Origin of the sequence: Cellulomonas telluris (assembly GCF_004886325.1) — a bacterium.
Classification (GTDB): Bacteria; Actinomycetota; Actinomycetes; order Actinomycetales; family Cellulomonadaceae; genus Cellulomonas; species Cellulomonas telluris.
On record NZ_QXFN01000006.1, the window covers coordinates 5,001 to 9,236 of the forward strand.

Consider the following 4,236-nt stretch of genomic DNA (forward strand, 5'->3'; position numbering starts at 1 on the left):
TATCCCCAGCACGACGGAGTTTCACAAGATTACCAAGACCTCTCGGCCAAGGTTAGACTCGCTGGCTCCGTCAGTGTAGCGCGCGTGCGGCCCAGAACGTCTAAGGGCATCACAGACCTGTTATTGCCTCAAACTTCCATCGGCTTGAAACCGATAGTCCCTCTAAGAAGTGGATAACCAGCAAATGCTAGCACCACTATTTAGTAGGTTAAGGTCTCGTTCGTTATCGCAATTAAGCAGACAAATCACTCCACCAACTAAGAACGGCCATGCACCACCACCCACAAAATCAAGAAAGAGCTCTCAATCTGTCAATCCTTATTGTGTCTGGACCTGGTGAGTTTCCCCGTGTTGAGTCAAATTAAGCCGCAGGCTCCACTCCTGGTGGTGCCCTTCCGTCAATTCCTTTAAGTTTCAGCCTTGCGACCATACTCCCCCCAGAACCCAAAGACTTTGATTTCTCGTAAGGTGCCGAGTGGGTCATTAAAAAAACACCACCCGATCCCTAGTCGGCATAGTTTATGGTTAAGACTACGACGGTATCTGATCATCTTCGATCCCCTAACTTTCGTTCTTGATTAATGAAAACGTCCTTGGCAAATGCTTTCGCAGTAGTTAGTCTTCAATAAATCCAAGAATTTCACCTCTGACAATTGAATACTGATGCCCCCGACCGTCCCTATTAATCATTACGATGGTCCTAGAAACCAACAAAATAGAACCAAACGTCCTATTCTATTATTCCATGCTAATATATTCGAGCAATACGCCTGCTTTGAACACTCTAATTTTTTCAAAGTAAAAGTCCTGGTTCGCCAAGAGCCACAAGGACTCAAGGTTAGCCAGAAGGAAAGGCCCCGTTGGAAATCCAGTACACGAAAAAATCGGACCGGCCAACCGGGCCCAAAGTTCAACTACGAGCTTTTTAACTGCAACAACTTTAATATACGCTATTGGAGCTGGAATTACCGCGGCTGCTGGCACCAGACTTGCCCTCCAATTGTTCCTCGTTAAGGTATTTACATTGTACTCATTCCAATTACAAGACCCGAATGGGCCCTGTATCGTTATTTATTGTCACTACCTCCCTGAATTAGGATTGGGTAATTTGCGCGCCTGCTGCCTTCCTTGGATGTGGTAGCCGTTTCTCAGGCTCCCTCTCCGGAATCGAACCCTTATTCCCCGTTACCCGTTGAAACCATGGTAGGCCACTATCCTACCATCGAAAGTTGATAGGGCAGAAATTTGAATGAACCATCGCCAGCACAAGGCCATGCGATTCGAAAAGTTATTATGAATCATCAAAGAGTCCGAAGACATTGATTTTTTATCTAATAAATACATCTCTTCCAAAGGGTCGAGATTTTAAGCATGTATTAGCTCTAGAATTACCACAGTTATACCATGTAGTAAAGGAACTATCAAATAAACGATAACTGATTTAATGAGCCATTCGCAGTTTCACTGTATAAATTGCTTATACTTAGACATGCATGGCTTAATCTTTGAGACAAGCATATGACTACTGGCAGGATCAACCAGATAACTATCTTAAAAGAAGAAGCAACAAGCAGTAAAAAAGAAAGAAACCGAAATCTCTTTTTTTTTTTCCCACCTATTCCCTCTTGCTAGAAGATACTTATTGAGTTTGGAAACAGCTGAAATTCCAGAAAAATTGCTTTTTCAGGTCTCTCTGCTGCCGGAAATGCTCTCTGTTCAAAAAGCTTTTACACTCTTGACCAGCGCACTCCGTCACCATACCATAGCACTCTTTGAGTTTCCTCTAATCAGGTTCCACCAAACAGATACCCCGGTGTTTCACGGAATGGTACGTTTGATATCGCTGATTTGAGAGGAGGTTACACTTGAAGAATCACAGTCTTGCGACCGGCTATTCAACAAGGCATTCCCCCAAGTTTGAATTCTTTGAAATAGATTGCTATTAGCTAGTAATCCACCAAATCCTTCGCTGCTCACCAATGGAATCGCAAGATGCCCACGATGAGACTGTTCAGGTTAAACGCAAAAGAAACACACTCTGGGAATTTCTTCCCAAATTGTATCTCTCAATACGCATCAACCCATGTCAATTAAACACGCTGTATAGAGACTAGGCAGATCTGACGATCACCTAGCGACTCTCTCCACCGTTTGACGAGGCCATTTACAAAAACATAACGAACGACAAGCCTACTCGAATTCGTTTCCAAACTCTTTTCGAACTTGTCTTCAACTGCTTTCGCATGAAGTACCTCCCAACTACTTTTCCTCACACTTGTACTCCATGACTAAACCCCCCCTCCCATTACAAACTAAAATCTTACTTTTATTTTCTTTTGCCCTCTCTGTCGCTCTGCCTTAACTACGTATTTCTCGCCGAGAAAAACTTCAATTTAAGCTATTCTCCAAAAATCTTAGCGTATATTTTTTTTCCAAAGTGACAGGTGCCCCGGGTAACCCAGTTCCTCACTATTTTTTACTGCGGAAGCGGAAGCGGAAAATACGGAAACGCGCGGGAACATACAAAACATACAAAATATACCTTTCTCACACAAGAAATATATGCTACTTGCAAAATATCATACCAAAAAACTTTTCACAACCGAAACCAAAACCAACGGATATCATACATTACACTACCACCATTCAAACTTTACTACTATCCTCCCTTCAGTTTCCCTTTTTCTGCCTTTTTCGGTGACGGAAATACGCTTCAGAGACCCTAAAGGGAAATCCATGCCATAACAGGAAAGTAACATCCCAATGCGGACTATACCACCCCACCACACTCCTACCAATAACGGTAACTATTCTATGTTTTCTTACTCCTATGTCTATTCATCTTTCATCTGACTACCTAATACTATGCAAAAATGTAAAATCATCACACAAAACATAAACAATCAAAATCAGCCATTTCCGCACCTTTTCCTCTGTCCACTTTCAACCGTCCCTCCAAATGTAAAATGGCCTATCGGAATACATTTTCTACATCCTAACTACTATAAAACAACCTTTAGACTTACGTTTGCTACTCTCATGGTCTCAATACTGCCGCCGACATTCTGTCCCACATACTAAATCTCTTCCCGTCATTATCGCCCGCATCCGGTGCCGTAAATGCAAAACAAATACCATCTATGTCTTCCACACCATCATTTTACTATGCCTGCCACCATCCATTTGTCTTTTGCACCATATCTTCATAACCTGTCACCTTGAAACTACCTCTGCATGCCACCTACCGACCAACTTTCATGTTCTGTTTCGACCTACCTCTTGTAAATGACAAATCACCTTTTTCATCGTATGCACCTTATTCTCCACATCACAATGCACTATTGCTTTTGCTTTTTCACCTGTCATATCCTATTGCTATTAGATGAAATATAATAAAAATTGTCCTCCACCCATAACACCTCTCACTCCCACCTACTGAACATGTCTGGACCCTGCCCTCATATCACCTGCGTTTCCGTTAAACTATCGGTTGCGGCCATATCTACCAGAAAGCACCGTTTCCCGTCCGATCAACTGTAGTTAAGCTGGTAAGAGCCTGACCGAGTAGTGTAGTGGGTGACCATACGCGAAACTCAGGTGCTGCAATCTTTATTTCTTTTTTTTTTTTTTTTTTTTTTTTTTTTCTAGTTTCTTGGCTTCCTATGCTAAATCCCATAACTAACCTACCATTCGATTCAGAAAAATTCGCACTATCCAGCTGCACTCTTCTTCTGAAGAGTTAAGCACTCCATTATGCTCATTGGGTTGCTACTACTTGATATGTACAAACAATATTCTCCTCCGATATTCCTACAAAAAAAAAAAAAAAAAAACTCCGGTTTTGTTCTCTTCCCTCCATTTCCCTCTCTTCTACGGTTAATACTTTCCTCTTCGTCTTTTTCTACACCCTCGTTTAGTTGCTTCTTATTCCTTCCCGCTTTCCTGCACTAACATTTTGCCGCATTACACTATATGATCGTAGTACATCTTACAACTCCGCATACCGCGTCGCCGCGTCGCCGCGTCGCCAAAAATTTACTTCGCCAACCATTCCATATCTGTTAAGTATACATGTATATATTGCACTGGCTATTCATCTTGCACTTTTCCTCTTTCTTCTTCCCAGTAGCCTCATCCTTTTACGCTGCCTCTCTGGAACTTGCCATCATCATTCCCTAGAAACTGCCATTTACTTAAAAAAAAAAAAAAAAAAAAAATGTCCCCACTGTTCACTGT

General features: G+C 42.1%; 2 rRNA genes (1 of these 2 cut by a window edge). One reads left to right on the forward strand and one right to left on the reverse strand.

Going from position 1 to position 4,236, the window contains the following annotated elements:
* Positions 1-1,550, reverse strand: a 16S ribosomal RNA gene (locus tag FB586_RS20385); it reaches 260 nt to the left of the window's first position.
* Positions 1,551-3,488: 1,938 nt separating this feature from the next.
* Here FB586_RS20385 and rrf point away from each other — a divergent pair.
* Positions 3,489-3,609 (forward strand): 5S ribosomal RNA (rrf, locus tag FB586_RS20390).
* The last annotated feature ends 627 nt before the right edge of the window (positions 3,610-4,236 follow it).